Genomic DNA, 14,758 nt, shown 5'->3' with positions numbered 1-14,758 from the left:
ACCAATAATGAATAAATTTTTACTTGTTTTATATTCTCTTTTTTGCTTTGGAGTTTCCACTGCCCAGGATACTTTGGTAAACCAGGAGCCTCCAAAAGTTAATACTATTAAATATTCCGAAGCTGATATTTATGTAGATTCTGATACTATTAAAAACCAGACATTTCAGAAAAATTTCAAAAAAAAATATTCGGACAACGATTTTGTATATGAACCAAAAGCTCCTGAAAAAAATTGGTGGGATCATTTCAAAGAATGGCTGGCAAGCTTATTTAGAAGAATGTTCACTTTTAAGGATCCACAGGCTTCGCTTAATTTTGTTGCTGTTTTATTAAAAGTAATAGCAGTCCTGATTATTATTTTCGTTATTTATCTAATCGTCAAAGCACTGATTAACAGAGAAGGCCAATGGATTTTCGGTAAAGATGCCAAACAAAAAACAATTCATTATTCAGATATTGAAAAAAACATTCATCTTCTGGATTTCGAAAAACTTATTAAAGAAAGCATTCAGGCCGGAGAAAAGCGAATTGCGATTCGGTACTATTATCTTTGGTTATTAAAGATTATGGCGAGAAATCGTTACATCGAATGGGATATTGAAAAAACTAATTCGGATTATTTGTACGAACTTAAAAAACCTGCTCACAAAGAAGAATTTACCTATTTATCATACTTGTATAATTACATCTGGTATGGAGAATTTGAAATTGATGAAGCTGCTTTTATTAAAGCCGAAAACCAATTCAAGAAATCCTTAAAAACCTTTAGCCATGAATAAATCCATCAAAATTTACATCGCTATCCTGGTTTTTATTTTTGCCTTAATTTTGATTGCCGGTAATGATACTTCTAAAGAAATTGACTGGACTCCCACCTATTCTGTAAATGATAAAATTCCGCTTGGGTTACATGTTTTCGATAAGGAAATCAACGGGCTTTTAAAAAACCAAAAAATAGAAAGAATATCAGCATTAACACCGTATGAATTTCTTGATTCTAAATATGTACCTGATACAATTGTAGGCACTTACAAAATAAAAGGAACTTTTTTAAATATCACAGAATTTGCTTCGATTGACGATCAGTCCATGAAAGAGCTTTTTTATTTTGTATCGCATGGAAATAGTGTTTTTTTAAGTATGAAGACTTTTCCACAGCCGCTTTTAGACAGCTTAAAAATTGATTTCAGAACCGATTTTCAGTATTCTGACAGTACTTCAATCTGGATGGCCAATAAAAATATAAGCTCAAAAAAATTCCATCTTGTTGAAGGAATGGGAAATTATTATTTCTCTAAAATTGATACTGCAAGTACTACTGTTTTGGGGTATCAGGCAAATGCAAAAAATAAAAAACATATCAATTTTATAAAAGTCCCCTATTCAAACGGTTACTTTTATTTGCATACTCAGCCTGCTGCTTTTTCTAACTTTCACTTATTAAAAGACAATCATTATCAATATGCTGAAAAGGTTCTTTCTTATGTTCCAAAAGGAAATGTTTATTGGTATACAAAAGGGCAAAACAGCGAATCAATTTCAGATTCACCTTTGCGCTATATTTTAAGTCAGCCGGCATTAAAATGGGCTTTATATTTATCTTTAATCGGAATATTGATTTTTATCCTTTTTAATGCCAAACGAAAACAGAGAATAGTTCCCATATTAACTCCATTGCCTAACTTAACTGTTGAATTTACCAAAACTATTGGAAATTTATACTTTCAGGAAGGAGATCATGATAATATTATTGACAAAAAAATTATTTATTTTCTGGAAAAAATCAGAAATGAATATTTAATCGATACTACAAATCTCAATGATGACTTTATTAAAAAATTACATAACAAATCCAGAAAAGATGAAAATGATATTCGGGACCTTATATTTTTAATCAATGAACATCGAAAAAGTTATCACGGAAGCCTCGAAGAAGATTTAATCCGAATTAATAATGCGATCGAGAAAATTTTACACTAATATTTTTTAACAGAAATTCATTCAAAAGAAAAACATACCAAACATGGACGATATCAATACAACAGAAAGCGAAATCACAAACGAGAATGTAAATTTTGAAACCAGACTTAATCTGGCACCGCTTTTAGAACACGTTAACAGCATTAAAAAAGAACTGGAAACAGTAATTGTAGGTCAGCATAAAATGATCGATCAGCTTTTAGTTGCTATTTTATCAAACGGACACGTTTTATTGGAAGGTGTTCCCGGAGTTGCCAAAACCATTACAGCCAAATTATTATCGAAAACGCTTAACATTGGATTTAGTCGAATTCAGTTTACACCTGATTTAATGCCTTCGGATATTTTAGGAACATCGATTTTTAATTTAAAAAGTTCCGAATTCGAATTCAAGCAAGGCCCGATTTTCTCGAATTTGATTTTAATTGATGAAATTAACCGTGCTCCTGCCAAAACACAAGCTGCACTTTTTGAAGTAATGGAAGAACGCCAAATAACAATTGACGGTTCAGCCTTTCAGCTTGAAACTCCATTTTTAGTTATCGCTACACAAAACCCTATTGAACAGGAAGGAACTTATCGTTTACCTGAAGCACAATTAGACCGTTTTTTATTCAAGATATCTATTGATTATCCAAAATTAGACGAAGAAATCCTGATTATCCAGAGAGAACATGTATTACAGGACCACGGAAAGCTGGAAGCCATTAAAACGATATTATCATCTGAAGAGATAAAAGCATATCAGACTTTGATCAAACAAATCAGGGTAGAGCAAAATTTATTGGAATACATTGCCCGAATTGTGGTGAATACCCGCGAAAATGCTTTTTTATATTTAGGAGCTTCTCCTCGTGCATCAATCGCAATTCTAAATGCAGCTAAAGGTTTCGCCGCAATTAAAGGCCGCGATTTTGTAACTCCTGAAGATATTAAGGAAGCTGCTGTACCGGTTTTACAACACCGTGTGATTGTTGCTCCTGAACGTGAAATGGAAGGAATTACAAGCTCTGAAATCATTAAACAGATAATTGAAGCAGTAGAAATTCCGCGATAATAAATAGTTCATAATTGATTGTTAATTCGAAATACTAAATTTTAAATGAGATTATTTAAACTGCTCTTTGGGTTCTTTATTGGAATTTCTTTGGTTAGTTTTATCCCAATCGAAAATGCAAATACGACTATTAATTTTGATGGCGATAAGCAGCGGCTCGAAACGTTGATAAGAAGAGCTTATGAATGGATTGAGACTAAAAAAACGCAATCTGACTTTGATGTTGTTGCAAACAAAAAAGGTGATAAATATGTTGGATTAAATTTGAAAACGCACAATAAAATAGTTGAAGAACTTAAAAAGTCTAACTTTTTTTCGAAACAATTTATTGAGAATTATAATAAAATAGGATTGAAAATTGGTGACAATCTTAAAACGAACAAAGCTGAATACTTTGTGGGAGAGCTTCCTCCATATGGTAATGACAGCGACCCTTGGTGTAATTGTCAGGACTTTCCGGATGCGTTCTGGAAAACCATGAAAATAAACAACCTGAAAATTGAAAATGACAAGGCAACTTTTTACTGGGCATGGACAGAATGGAAAGAAAGTCCAAAATATAGAGTAACAACAGTGAATGAAAATGGAATATGGAAAATAGCTGTTTTAGATGGATTTGATTATAAAAGCTTTACTAAAATATAGTAAAAATACCTTTAACCTTAATTCTTAATTAAATTGAAATTCATAAAAAGTCTATATCTCAATAATTTCTTTTTCTACGTGCTTTTAGGCATCGTGGGACTATTTGTTTGTGCTTTCATTTTCCCGAATTTATACAACGGAGTCTGGTTTGTTATTTTAATACTGATCACTTTTCTCGCATTGGATATCTTAATTTTATATATCACCCAAACCGGAATTGAAGCTTCAAGAGATATGCCTGAAAAACTTTCGAATGGCGATTTAAATCCGATAAGCATTTCGATAAAAAATCATTATACTTTCCCAATTTTAATTAAGGTTATTGACGAGATTCCGTTTCAGTTTCAGGTACGTGATTTTAAAATAGTGAAAACCATTAAAGCTTCTGCACAGGATAAAATTGGGTACGATTTGCGTCCAACAGAGCGTGGTGAATATTATTTTGGAAACTTAAATATTTACGTTTCATCACCCTTAAAATTAATTTCGAGAAGATTTACTTTTGATAAAGATAAAATGGTACCAACGTATCCTTCTTATATTCAATTGAGAAAATATGATTTACTGGCTTTTTCAAATAATCTATTTCAATACGGAATCAAGAAAATCCGCCGAATTGGCCATACAATGGAATTTGAGCAAATTAAAGAATATGTTCAGGGCGATGATCTTCGAACTTTAAACTGGAAAGCTACAGCAAAGAAAAATGCGTTAATGGTTAACCAGTTTCAGGACGAAAAATCACAATCGGTTTATTTAGCCATTGACAAAGGCCGTGTAATGCAAATGCCTTTTAATGGCTTGAGTTTGCTGGATTATGCCATTAATTCGACTTTGGTTTTAGCCAATGTCATTTTGAAAAAACAGGACAAAGCCGGAATTTTTGCCTTCTCCAAAAAAGTAGAAAACCGTGTTTTTGCTGAAAAGAGAGGTTCGCAAATGCAAAAAATCCTCGAAACTTTATACAACATCAAAACTGACTTTTTTGAAAGCGATTACAGCCGTTTGTATGTAGATGTTAAGAAAAATATCAACCAGCGCAGCCTGATTATTTTGTACACCAATTTTGAAACCATGGACGGATTAAAAAGACAATTACCATATTTAAAAGGAATTGCAAAAAGTCATTTATTAGTGGTTGTTTTCTTCAGCAACACAGAACTGAACGAAATTATCAATAAAAAAACCGACACCATCCAGGAAGTATATGACAAAGTAATTGCCGAAAAATTCATGTTCGAAAAACGTTTGATTGCCAATGAGCTGAAAAAATACGGAATCCATTCGGTTCTGACTCAGCCTGAGAATCTGACTTTGGATGCCATTAATAAATATTTGGAGATTAAATCCAGGGGGATTTTGTAGAATTATATTAACGAATCAATTTAAAAATGGAAAATTTTTTTTTAACCCTATTTCTTCTTACAGGCTTTTTATTCCGTGCACAAAAAACTGAGACCATAACAATTCCCAAAGGAGTGGTTTATAATTATTCTAGCCCTAAGGTTGTTGAAAAAGCAAAAAAAATAATAAGTGATAACCTATCTGACAACAATGATTATAAAATACTACAAAACAATCTTATTATTGGCCCCGAATTGTGGAAAAGGCTCAAGGACAATGAAAAAATCCAAAATATAAAGCAAGGGAAAGTACAATTTCATGTTGATAATTTAATCCTGGACGGGAAAATGAGTCAGGATATTAATGATTCTAAAATAATATGGGATGAATTTAAGAATGAAGTTTCTCATGATTACAAAATTAGAAAAGCTAATGAAGATGAATTGAAATATTATTGGTCTGTAATATCATTTGACATTGATGAACCTTTGTTAATAGTTGAGACTAAAGAACATAATTATATTTTAAACTTATTAAAAAAAGATTTAAAATTACTTTGGCTAGACGAAGCACCAAAACCAGATAATAACATCCAAAAAAATGATGTCAAGAAATATCAAAATGGAAAAGAAATTGATTCTGTTTCTAAAGGAATAAAAGAAACTGCTCTGGAAAAGGTTATTCTTTTAAGTTCTGATCAGGAATTAAACACAAACAGCTCTTTTGAAGATATTGAACTGATAATAAAAAAAACAGATGAAATATTTAATGAGCTTTTTAAAAGCTCCATGAAATCTGGCAAAATAATGGTTGAATTTGAGTTAAAAAAGAAAAAAAACGAAATAACTTATGCTGTTAAAGATGATCTGGATCTGGATATTATGAAAATATTTGAGCAAAGAGTAAACAGTGAGAAATATCCAAATTCAAAAAAAGATCCTGTCAAAATTCGTTTAATTTATAAAGTAAATTCTTTTAATGATTCAGAATAACTAATTATCCCTTAAAAATTTAAACCCTTGTGGGAAAAAATCTTTGCAGCTTTGCTATTCTTAATCTTTATATCTCTTTCAAAAAATCTAAGTACCTTAGCGCCTCAGAAACTTAGTCGCTTAAACAATGAAACAAATTACTTCAATCCAGAATCCGTTTATAAAATCGCTTGTTTTATTGCAGGAAAAAGCAAAAGCCCGTAGACAAACCGGTACATTTTTGATTGAAGGATTACGTGAAATTTCATTAGCTCAAAAAGGAGGTTACGAAATAGAAACTGTTTTATTTTTACCTGAACTGGTTACTGAAAATCAAATTGAAAAACTGGTTTCAGCATCGGTTCAGTTAATCGAAATCAACAAAGAAGTATATCAAAAACTGGCTTATCGGGATACGACAGAAGGAATTCTGGCTGTAGCCAAAGCCAAGTCATTGCAATTATCAGATTTAAAGTTATCCGAAAATCCGTTGATTCTAGTGGCAGAAGCTCCTGAAAAACCTGGAAATATCGGTGCCCTTTTACGTACTGCCGATGCTGCCAATCTGGATGCGGTTTTAATTGCCAATCCAAAAAGCGATTTATACAACCCTAATATTGTGCGTTCCAGCGTTGGCTGCTTGTTTACCAATCAGATTGCAACGGGAACTACCTTAGAAATTATTACTTTTTTAAAAGAGAAAAAAATCGATTTTTATTGCGCTACTTTACAAAATTCAACCTCCTATCATACACAGGATTTTACCACTCCAACTGCTTTGGTTGTAGGTACCGAAGCGACAGGATTAACTCAGGAATGGCGTGATGCTGCAACTCAAAATATTATTATCCCGATGCAGGGCGAAATTGACAGTATGAATGTTTCGGTAGCTGCTGCTATTTTAATTTTTGAAGCTAAAAGACAGAGAGGGTTTTAGTTGTTAGTTTGAAAATTAAAAGTCTGCGACTTTTTTTTACTGTTTCCAAACAATTTTTATTGTCTTTTTATAAACTTTCAGAATAAAACTAAGCGAAATTTACATCACTGCCTCCGCTCGATTTACATCTATATTTACCTTCCAAAACTTAAAGTTTAAAATCTAAAATCAGCAATATATTCCCTTGCGTATATTCAAAGTAATCCTTATTTTTAAGAATTGAACCATGCCGTTATGACAGAAATAGATATTGAAAAAGAAAACAAAGCAATTGCACAAGAGTACAAAGAATTACTTCGAATCAGTTATCAGACTTTAAGCCCTACAGATAAAAAGTTAATTCGAAAAGCTTTTGACGTAGCCGTTGATGCCCATAAAGAACAAAGACGTAAATCAGGTGAAGCATATATCTTTCATCCTATTGCAGTTGCGAAAATTGTAGCCTCAGAAATTGGTCTGGGAGCCACTTCTATTGCTGCGGCCTTATTGCACGATGTTGTTGAAGATACGCCAATAACAGTTGAAGACATTGAACGTTTATTCAACCCGAAAGTAGCACAATTGGTCGAAGGATTAACTAAGATTTCAATGGTTCAAAAAGATCTGAATGCATCAATGCAGGCAGAAAATTTCAGAAAAATGATTCTGACCCTGAACGATGATGTACGTGTTATTTTGATTAAACTAGCCGATCGTCTTCACAACATGCAGACTATGGAGTCAATGGTTGAGTACAAACAGACCAAAATTGCTTCTGAAACTTTATACATTTATGCACCTCTCGCACACCGTTTGGGACTCTATAATATTAAAACCAAATTGGAAGATTTAGGCTTAAAATATACTGAACCTGCTGTTTACGAAGATATCGTAAGCAAAATAAGAGAAACTAAAGAAGAACAAGACGCCTATATTAAAGATATTTCGGATGTCTTGAAAAAATCTTTAGATGCAGAAAATATCGATTATATTATAAAAGGAAGACCAAAATCAATTTATTCTATTCGTCGCAAAATGCGTTCACAAAATGTGAGTTTTGATGAAGTTTATGACAAGTTTGCGCTTAGAATTGTCTATAAATGTGATTCTCACGACGAAAAATTTATTGCCTGGAAAATCTATTCCATCGTAACAGATCATTACAGACCCAGCCCGAGTCGTTTACGTGACTGGATATCATCACCAAAATCAACCGGTTACGAAGCTTTGCACATTACCGTTATGGGGCCAAAAGGCCGCTGGGTTGAAGTTCAGGTACGAAGTGAACGTATGGATGAAATTGCCGAAAAAGGATATGCTGCACATTACAAATACAAAAACGGTGCATCTGAAGAAAGCGGCCTGGATGTCTGGCTGAATTTACTTCGTGAAGCTTTGGAAAATCCCGAAACTAATGCAGTAGATTTTGTGGAAGATTTTAAAATGAACCTGTATTCACAGGAAATTTTTGTCTTTACCCCAAAAGGAGAAATCAAATCATTACCTAAAGGGGCAACTTCTCTGGATTTTGCTTTTAGCATCCACTCTGAAATTGGAATCAAAACAAGAGGAACTCGTGTAAATGGCCGTTTAGTTCCTTTAAATCACGAACTAAAAAGTGGTGATCAGGTTGAAGTCATTACTTCAGCAAATCAAAAACCAACTATAAACTGGTTAGATTATGTAACAACTTCAAGAGCGAAGAATAAAATTAAAAACGTTCTAAACGAGAATACGAAAAAAATTGCCGAAGAAGGAAAAGAATTACTTACCCGAAAACTAAAGCACTTAAAAATCACTATTAATGAACAGGTTACAAACGAATTAGTTAATTTTTTCAGACTTAAAACAAGTTTAGATTTATTTTATCGTGTTGGAATTGGCGCCATTGAAAATCAGCAGTTAAAAGATTACGCCGCACAAAAGAGCAATACGATTATCAATTTCTTTAAAAATAAAATCAAAAGAAATAAAGATACGGCTGCCGAAGATATCCATAAGCCAGTTATTAGCAGTAATTATGACATGCTCGTTTTTGGAACCGAACATGACAAACTAGACTACAAACTTTCGCAATGCTGTAACCCAATTCCCGGCGATGATGTTTTTGGTTTTGTAACGATAAATGAAGGAATCAAAGTACATAAAAAAGATTGCCCAAATGCTATCGGAATGCAGTCAAATTATGCTTATCGGATCATGAGCGCAAAATGGATAGACTCTTCTCAGGAAGAATTTAAAGCCATTATCAATATTACAGGTATGGATGTTTTGGGTTTAACCAATCAGCTTACTAAAGTAATTTCGAATAATATGAGCGTGAATATTCAGAGTATTTCGCTTAGTACTGATGCCGGAATTTTTCATGGCCAGGTTGCTGTAATTGTAAAAAACAATACTATTTTGAAGAAAATGATCAGTGCAATTAAGAAAATTGACGGTGTAGATAAAGTAACCAGAGAATACAGAACCTAACTTTTTAACCTATCTCTAAGGGTTTTGTAACGAAACTTTAAACCCGAAACTTTTATTCATTAAAAATAAAAAATTATCTTTGCAGGATATGACACTCATTTCAACTGACAACACTAAGAATCAAGAAATTGTAAAAAATGTTTTTACAATGTATCTTGAACAAAAAGGGCATCGAAAAACTCCTGAGCGTTATGCTATACTTCAGGAAATTTACGACAGCGAAGAGCATTTTGATATAGAAAACCTTTATATCAAAATGAAAAATAAAAACTATCGTGTAAGTAGAGCAACTTTGTACAACACGATTGAGCTATTACTAGACTGCGCTTTGGTTAGAAAACATCAATTTGGGCAAAATCAGGCTTATTACGAGAAATCTTATTTCGACAAACAGCACGATCACATTATCATGACTGATTCCGGAGAAGTAATTGAATTTTGTGATCCAAGAATTCAAACCATCAAAAAAACAATCGAAGAAATATTTGACATTGAGATTACTAATCACTCATTGTATTTCTACGGAAACAAAAAACAAAATCAATAATCCGGAAAGGGAATTATTCAAAAAATAAAAAAAGAAAATTAACTACATTAATCAGTAGGACGACTCAGCTTGTCCCAACGCAAATTAAAAAAGAATGACCGTAGATTTATTACTAGGATTACAATGGGGAGATGAAGGTAAAGGAAAAATTGTTGATGTACTTACCTCAAATTATGATATTATCGCACGTTTTCAAGGAGGACCAAACGCAGGACATACATTAGAATTTGACGGAATTAAACACGTACTTAGAACCATTCCTTCAGGAATTTTTCATAAAGATTCAGTAAATATCATCGGAAATGGAGTTGTAATTGACCCGGTAGTTTTTCAAAAAGAAATTGAAGGTTTAGAGAAATTTAACCTTGATATCAAAAGCAAATTAATCATTTCAAGAAAAGCACATTTAATTTTACCTACTCACCGTTTACTTGACGCAGCTTCTGAAGCATCAAAAGGTAAAGCAAAAATTGGTTCTACCCTTAAAGGAATTGGACCAACTTACATGGATAAAACAGGTAGAAATGGTTTACGTGTTGGAGACATCGAATTAGAAGATTTCAAAGAGCGCTACAGAGCTTTGGCTGACAAGCACGAAGCAATGATTGCCTTTTATGATGTTGCTATTCAGTATAATTTAGCTGAATTAGAAAAAGAATTCTTTGAAGCTATTGAAGAACTTAAAAAATTAGATTTTATTGATAGTGAAGAGTATATGCATCAGGCTCAAAAAGCTGGTAAATCTATTCTTTGCGAAGGTGCCCAGGGATCATTGTTAGATGTAGATTTTGGAACTTATCCATTCGTAACTTCATCAAACACAACGGCTGCAGGAGCTTGTACAGGTTTAGGAATTGCTCCTAACAAAATCAAAGAAGTTTACGGAATTTTCAAAGCTTATGTTACACGTGTTGGCAGCGGACCTTTCCCAACTGAACTTTTTGACGAAGTTGGTGCTACAATGGCAAGAGTTGGTAACGAATTTGGTTCTGTTACAGGAAGACAAAGACGTTGTGGATGGTTAGACTTAGTCGCATTAAAATATGCTGTTCAGGTTAACGGAGTTACGCAGTTAATGATGATGAAAGGCGATGTACTTTCTGGTTTTGAAACTCTTAAAGTTTGTACAGAATACAACTATAAAGGACAAAATATTTCTCACTTCCCTTATAATATTGAACCGGAAAATGTTACTCCGGTTTACAAAGAATTTAAAGGATGGAAAGCTGACCTAACAGGATTGACAACTTATAATCAATTACCTATTGAGCTAAAAGAATACATTGAGTTTATTGAAAAAGAAATCGAAGTACCAATCAAAATTGTGTCGGTTGGACCAGACAGAAAGCAAACAATAACAAAATAATACTTTAAACGCTCTGATAATCAGAGCGTTTTTTTTTATACAATAAATTATTTCATTTATGAAAAATCCAGAAGTTCAAATTAAAGAAACTAAATTACTCTCAGACAATTGGTACATCTTAAATCGGGTTACTTTTGACTACAAGAAAGAAAACGGAGTACATGAAATACATACGCGTGAGGTTTATGACCGTGGCAATGGCGCTGGAATCTTATTATATAATTCGACAAAAAAAACAGTCATTTTAACTCGTCAGTTTCGTTTACCTACTTTCCTTAACGGAAATAAGAACGGTATGATGATCGAGGTATGTGCCGGACTTTTGGATCAGGATAATCCCGAAAATGCAATTATTCGTGAAACAGAAGAAGAAACAGGTTATCGTATTTCTAAAGTTCAAAAAGTTTTAGAAACCTACATGTCTCCAGGCGCTGTTACAGAAATTCTATATCTTTTTGTTGGTGAATATGATGAAAGTATGAAAGTAAGCGAAGGTGGTGGTTTAGATGCTGAACAGGAAAATATTGAAGTCCTTGAATATACGTTTGAAGAAGCTTATGATATGATTGAATCTGGTGAAATTTCAGATGCCAAAACTATTATGTTATTGCAGCATGCAAAAATAAAAGGATTGATTTAAACTTTTTGATTTAGAATATATTATTTTAGATAGCACAAATTAAGATAAAAACTCTAAATGAAATTACCTAAATACGTAACTAAAATTCTTAAAATACTATTGGCTATTTTTATAATAATAAATAGTATTGCTTTTTTTCATGCTTATAAATTCACTCACTTTTCGAACAGCAAGGCTAAAAAAACGAAGAGTCCAGAAGAACTATCTTCACTTGACAAAGCTAAAATTGTATTTTTTGGGGTTAATAATCCCAAACCTAAGAATAAAAAATTCCCATCCCAAAAGCACCAAACTGTAAAGTTAAAAAGCAACAAAGAGATTGAATGCTGGTTAATTAAAATTGAAAAATCAAAAGGAACAGTCATATTATTTCACGGTTATGGCGGCGAAAAATCGCAGCTGATTGAAAAATCAGATGAATTTATAAAATTAGGTTTTAGTACTATGCTGGTTGACTTTATGGGAAGCGGAAATTCCGAAGGAAACCAAACCACAATTGGTTATAAAGAATCAGAACAAGTTAAGACTGCCTTTGATTATATAAACCAAACCGGAGAAAAAAACATTTTATTGTTTGGTACTTCTATGGGAGCTGTCGCTATAATGAAATCTATTAATGATTACCGGATAAAACCAAAAGGAATCATACTCGAATGTCCATTTGGCTCAATGTACCAAACTGTCCTTGCGAGATTTAGAAGAGTAAACGCACCAACTTTCGTTATACCCAGAATATTACTTTTTTGGGGAGGTGTACAAAATGGATTTTGGGGATTTGCACACAATCCAACAACATATGCAAAAAGCATCACTTGCCCAACCTTATTATTGTATGGGGAAAAAGATAAAAGCGTAAGCCGAAAAGAAATAGATGAAATTTACACCAACCTAAAAGGCCCTAAAAAGCTCACTATTTACAAAAATACAGGGCATGAAAATTATTTGATTAAAAATAAAATTGAGTGGATACAAAATATCAACGAATTTTTAAAAAAAACGATAAATTAATTATTCAACACTATAAGAACGAAGCGATTCAAATTGATTTTATCTTTATTCTGAATATTTTATACTGCAATAATTTCAATTGACTAAAGCTATATTAAGCTTAATATTAATGATGATCCTTTATTTATGGAAAGCTTCTGTACCGGAAGTTCTTTCGCGTAAAATTTGAAATAACAGAATAATAATGAAAATCAAATAAACTATCCTAAAAATTATGTAAGCTGCATTCCGGTCTGTATTTGTAATTTTAATTATCTAAAATTACGACCTATGAAAAAGTTATACTACGCAGCAAACGCCCTACTATTATTATTGTTAACTTTATTGGTTTCTTGCAAAAAAAGTGACACAGTTACAATTACAGAAAATAAAAAACCGAAAAAAACAATTGAATACAAGAAACCAAAATCTGTTTCTTACCTACTTCAAAACACAAAAGAGTGGCTTAAAAACAATGAAGCCGACAGTAGTAAAATGAATATCCTGTACGCTTTAAACAGAACTGATAAAACTAATTTAAAAAAATTAGATTCTGTAGTGGTTCCGGTAGATTTTAGTGGCGATTTGGTTTACTATCTTCCATTCCCCTTACATGTTAAGGCTCTGGAAGGAATTTCTAAAATTATTATTTTTTCATATCCTACGCAAACTTTTGCAGCTTATGCAAATGGTGAATTAGTACATACAGGCCCAACAAATATGGGAAGAAAAAATGATCCTACTCCAACCGGATTATTTTTTACCAATTGGAAAGCCGAGCAAACAACCAGCACCTTCAATGACGAATGGGACTTAAAATGGAATTTCAATATCGAAAATAAACTTGGCGTTGGTTTTCACCAATACGAATTACCAGGTTATCCAGCCTCACACTCATGTCTTCGTTTATTGGAAAAGGATGCTAAATACCTTTACAAATTTGCTGATGAATGGATTTTAAAAGACAAAGAAAATGTAAAAGTAAAAGGAACTCCTGTAATTGTTTTCGGAAGTTATGATTTTGGCGGCCCAAAACCTTGGCTGCAATTAGCTACTAATCCCAAAGCTTTGAATATTTCTGAAGCTGAAATTAAAAAGCAGACACAACCTTTTATCCAAGAAATTTTAGAAAATCAAACTGTAAGAGAAACGGAAAAGAAAACAACCTCTCTTTAAATGTGTTTAATTAAAAAAGATTCCCTTTAAAAAAAATTTAACCATTACTATTCATTTGTATTTTCACTGAGTTATTTTAATTTGCTATTTTCGTTTAATAATCTAAAATTTTAAATATAAAATGTCGCAAAAATTAATCTTTCTATTTCTACTGTCAAGCGCTTTTTCATTTGGACAAACTAAAATAAATTCAAAATCAGAAACTTATACCAGCCGAAAAGAACTTTATCAAATAAAATACAATCCTGATCATTGGATAAAAAATCCTGAATCTCAAAATTGGGATGTAGAATTTCATGATAAATACAACTTGATAAATGCCTATTTTATTGAATATGATTATTTTATTTCTGACAACAAACTTAAAAGTACAATTGAAGATGAGTATAAAGAGTTTGGAAAAATCAAAAATTTAAAAATTTATAAAAAAACAATAAATAATCTTGAAGTAAATTATTTTACCTGTGAATTAAACTACAACAGTTATTTATATAAATACCAAGGTTTTATTTACAATGGAAAAGGCGGTTCAATACAAATCCAATATGGAGCTCAGGCTGAAGCAATAGAGAAAAATCAAAGTATTATTGATGAATTAAATAATGGAATTTCAGCAATCAACTAAAGAAAAAGGCATAAGAATTAAAATCTT

14 protein-coding genes are annotated in these 14,758 nt (G+C 32.2%); all 14 read left to right on the top strand.

Going from position 1 to position 14,758, the window contains the following annotated elements; genetic code table 11:
- Positions 1-7: 7 nt before the first annotated feature.
- Positions 8-781 (top strand): hypothetical protein, encoded by a 774-nt coding sequence (locus JE46_RS03025; protein WP_031453785.1) that lies wholly within the window; start codon positions 8-10, stop codon positions 779-781.
- Positions 774-1,982: a DUF4350 domain-containing protein gene (locus JE46_RS03020; protein ID WP_031453784.1), complete on the top strand. Its 1,209-nt coding sequence runs from the start codon at positions 774-776 to the stop codon at positions 1,980-1,982. Before JE46_RS03025 ends, JE46_RS03020 begins: the two co-directional genes overlap by 8 nt.
- Positions 1,983-2,025: 43 nt before the next feature.
- Positions 2,026-3,039 (top strand): AAA family ATPase, encoded by a 1,014-nt coding sequence (locus tag JE46_RS03015; RefSeq protein WP_031453783.1) that lies wholly within the window; start codon positions 2,026-2,028, stop codon positions 3,037-3,039.
- Positions 3,040-3,084: 45 nt separating this feature from the next.
- On the top strand, positions 3,085-3,684 hold the full coding sequence (locus JE46_RS03010; RefSeq protein ID WP_031453782.1) for a hypothetical protein: 600 nt from the start codon (positions 3,085-3,087) through the stop codon (positions 3,682-3,684).
- Between the two features lie 33 nt (positions 3,685-3,717).
- On the top strand, positions 3,718-5,049 hold the full coding sequence (locus tag JE46_RS03005) for a DUF58 domain-containing protein (RefSeq protein WP_031453781.1): 1,332 nt from the start codon (positions 3,718-3,720) through the stop codon (positions 5,047-5,049).
- Positions 5,050-5,075: 26 nt separating this feature from the next.
- Positions 5,076-6,020 (top strand): hypothetical protein, encoded by a 945-nt coding sequence (locus tag JE46_RS03000; protein ID WP_051872804.1) that lies wholly within the window; start codon positions 5,076-5,078, stop codon positions 6,018-6,020.
- A gap of 127 nt (positions 6,021-6,147) precedes the next feature.
- Entirely contained in the window at positions 6,148-6,936 is a 789-nt protein-coding gene (locus JE46_RS02995; RefSeq protein ID WP_031453779.1) for a TrmH family RNA methyltransferase, read from the top strand.
- Positions 6,937-7,170: 234 nt separating this feature from the next.
- Positions 7,171-9,390: a RelA/SpoT family protein gene (locus tag JE46_RS02990; protein ID WP_031453778.1), complete on the top strand. Its 2,220-nt coding sequence runs from the start codon at positions 7,171-7,173 to the stop codon at positions 9,388-9,390.
- An 88-nt stretch (positions 9,391-9,478) separates the two neighbouring features.
- Entirely contained in the window at positions 9,479-9,937 is a 459-nt protein-coding gene (locus JE46_RS02985) for a Fur family transcriptional regulator (protein ID WP_031453777.1), read from the top strand.
- A gap of 94 nt (positions 9,938-10,031) precedes the next feature.
- On the top strand, positions 10,032-11,303 hold the full coding sequence (locus tag JE46_RS02980) for an adenylosuccinate synthase (protein WP_031453776.1): 1,272 nt from the start codon (positions 10,032-10,034) through the stop codon (positions 11,301-11,303).
- A gap of 58 nt (positions 11,304-11,361) precedes the next feature.
- A complete protein-coding gene (locus tag JE46_RS02975) occupies positions 11,362-11,943 on the top strand; it encodes an NUDIX domain-containing protein (protein WP_031453775.1) in 582 nt (193 codons plus the stop codon).
- 57 nt (positions 11,944-12,000) lie between these two features.
- Positions 12,001-12,951 carry an alpha/beta hydrolase gene (locus tag JE46_RS02970; protein ID WP_031453774.1) on the top strand — a complete coding sequence of 317 codons (951 nt, stop codon included), beginning with the start codon at positions 12,001-12,003 and terminating at the stop codon, positions 12,949-12,951.
- Between the two features lie 270 nt (positions 12,952-13,221).
- On the top strand, positions 13,222-14,106 hold the full coding sequence (locus tag JE46_RS02965; RefSeq protein WP_031453773.1) for a L,D-transpeptidase: 885 nt from the start codon (positions 13,222-13,224) through the stop codon (positions 14,104-14,106).
- A 121-nt stretch (positions 14,107-14,227) separates the two neighbouring features.
- Positions 14,228-14,731, top strand: a complete 504-nt coding sequence (locus JE46_RS02960; protein WP_031453772.1) for a hypothetical protein — start codon at positions 14,228-14,230, stop codon at positions 14,729-14,731.
- Positions 14,732-14,758 lie beyond the last annotated feature (27 nt).

The organism is Flavobacterium chungangense LMG 26729, assembly GCF_000735715.2.
Taxonomy (GTDB): domain Bacteria; phylum Bacteroidota; class Bacteroidia; order Flavobacteriales; family Flavobacteriaceae; genus Flavobacterium; species Flavobacterium chungangense.
The sequence above is the reverse complement of the archived record's forward strand: the minus strand, read 5'-3'. Positions and strand labels throughout refer to the sequence as shown.

Excerpts from the sequence above, each read along its gene's own strand:
- JE46_RS03015 (WP_031453783.1), top strand. The coding sequence starts at position 2,026 with ATGGACGATATCAATACAACAGAAAGCGAAATCACAAACGAGAATGTA.
- JE46_RS03010 (WP_031453782.1), top strand. The coding sequence starts at position 3,085 with ATGAGATTATTTAAACTGCTCTTTGGGTTCTTTATTGGAATTTCTTTG.
- JE46_RS02965 (WP_031453773.1), top strand. The coding sequence starts at position 13,222 with ATGAAAAAGTTATACTACGCAGCAAACGCCCTACTATTATTATTGTTA.
- JE46_RS02995 (WP_031453779.1), top strand. The coding sequence starts at position 6,148 with ATGAAACAAATTACTTCAATCCAGAATCCGTTTATAAAATCGCTTGTT.
- JE46_RS02960 (WP_031453772.1), top strand. The coding sequence starts at position 14,228 with ATGTCGCAAAAATTAATCTTTCTATTTCTACTGTCAAGCGCTTTTTCA.
- JE46_RS02990 (WP_031453778.1), top strand. The coding sequence starts at position 7,171 with ATGACAGAAATAGATATTGAAAAAGAAAACAAAGCAATTGCACAAGAG.
- JE46_RS03020 (WP_031453784.1), top strand. The coding sequence starts at position 774 with ATGAATAAATCCATCAAAATTTACATCGCTATCCTGGTTTTTATTTTT.
- JE46_RS03000 (WP_051872804.1), top strand. The coding sequence starts at position 5,076 with ATGGAAAATTTTTTTTTAACCCTATTTCTTCTTACAGGCTTTTTATTC.
- JE46_RS03025 (WP_031453785.1), top strand. The coding sequence starts at position 8 with ATGAATAAATTTTTACTTGTTTTATATTCTCTTTTTTGCTTTGGAGTT.
- JE46_RS02975 (WP_031453775.1), top strand. The coding sequence starts at position 11,362 with ATGAAAAATCCAGAAGTTCAAATTAAAGAAACTAAATTACTCTCAGAC.
- JE46_RS02980 (WP_031453776.1), top strand. The coding sequence starts at position 10,032 with ATGACCGTAGATTTATTACTAGGATTACAATGGGGAGATGAAGGTAAA.
- JE46_RS02970 (WP_031453774.1), top strand. The coding sequence starts at position 12,001 with ATGAAATTACCTAAATACGTAACTAAAATTCTTAAAATACTATTGGCT.
- JE46_RS02985 (WP_031453777.1), top strand. The coding sequence starts at position 9,479 with ATGACACTCATTTCAACTGACAACACTAAGAATCAAGAAATTGTAAAA.